Genomic DNA, 1299 nt, shown 5'->3' with positions numbered 1-1299 from the left:
AGGCTCCCTGCGGTCAACCCCAGATCGCGCAGATGGGCACCGCAAGGATCTTCGAGTCAAGGGGGTAGACCGCGGGACCCGTGTGCAGGACCGCGCCGGCCACGAACCGGTCGCCGAGTTCGTCGCGCAACCAGCACAGGTGCGCGGCGTCGTGACGGCTGGGGGCCGAACTGGCTTTGATCTCGATCCCGAGAACCTTGCCGGCATCCAACTCCACGAGGAGGTCCACTTCCTGGCGTCCACCCTGGGTTCGCAGGTGATAGAAGCGGTGGCGCCGCACGGAAAGAGCAGCCTCCGGACGTAGCTGCGCGAGGACGAAATTATCGATCATGCGACCGAGAAGGTCTCCATCAGACAGGACCGTCCGCGTCGAAAGACCGATAGAGCTCCCGACGAGACCGCTCTCGACGATGTAGATTTTCGGTGTTTTAACAAGTCGGGAAATCCTGTTGGTGCTCCACGCCGGAACCCGCTCGAGGACAAAGAGGCTCGTCAACAGACTGTCGTAGGATGCCGCCGTTCTGGCGTTGACCCCGGCCGCTTCGTAAAGACTTTTTCCAGACGGCATTCCGGCCGTGTTGAGCGCAATCGCCTCGAAATATCGGCGTAGTTTCTCCGGCTCGCGCGGTGCCTGCTCGAAAGTAGCCACGTCCCGAGTCAGCAGCTGTTCAAGATAACCCTCAAGCCAGGTTCGGCGGCTGTCTTCCGCATAGTCTCGAAAAACGAGGTCAGGAAAGCCGCCCCGCAGGGCAAGGTCAATATATCCGGCCAGGTCGGGGACGGAGGAAGGAAGAGCGATCTCCTCCGGATCCCCCGTCGCGATGCGGTCAAGAAAGGCCGGGCGGGTGTGGTCAACAGCGCCCAATACCTCACGTTCAGTGAATCCGTACATCGGGATGCGCACGAGACGCCCCGTACCCGGCCACATCTGCTGTTCAGGGTCACCCCGGACGCTCCCGGTGAGTACGAAACGACCAGGCCTGCTGTTGGCGTCGACCGCACGTTTCACCGCGCCGAGTACCTGCGGTACTTCCTGCCACTCGTCGATGAGCGCTGGTTCGTCCAGCTTTCGCAACGCCGCGTCGGGATCCGCGCGAAAGGCGACGGCATGTGCCGGCCGATCCAGGCTGACCATGTCCCGGCATATCTGGCGAGCGGTGGTCGTCTTTCCCGCCGCCCGCGGTCCGTTCACGAGCACGGCCGGAAAGTCCTGCACGAGTTCGCGCAACCTGCGGTCGGCGAGACGCGGACGGTAGATCCGTTGATCAACCATGCCGACCTCCGCATGCTGCTGGCGAT

1 protein-coding gene is annotated in these 1299 nt (G+C 63.0%); it reads right to left on the bottom strand.

Going from position 1 to position 1299, the window contains the following annotated elements:
- Window positions 1-13: 13 nt before the first annotated feature.
- The coding region (locus U9980_RS00575) for an ATP-binding protein (RefSeq protein WP_322766214.1) at window positions 14-1299 on the bottom strand (1286 nt) is incomplete at its 5' end.

Source organism: Protofrankia sp. Cr1, from assembly GCF_963555865.1.
GTDB lineage: Bacteria > Actinomycetota > Actinomycetes > Frankiales > Frankiaceae > Protofrankia.
The sequence above is the reverse complement of the archived record's forward strand: the minus strand, read 5'-3'. Positions and strand labels throughout refer to the sequence as shown.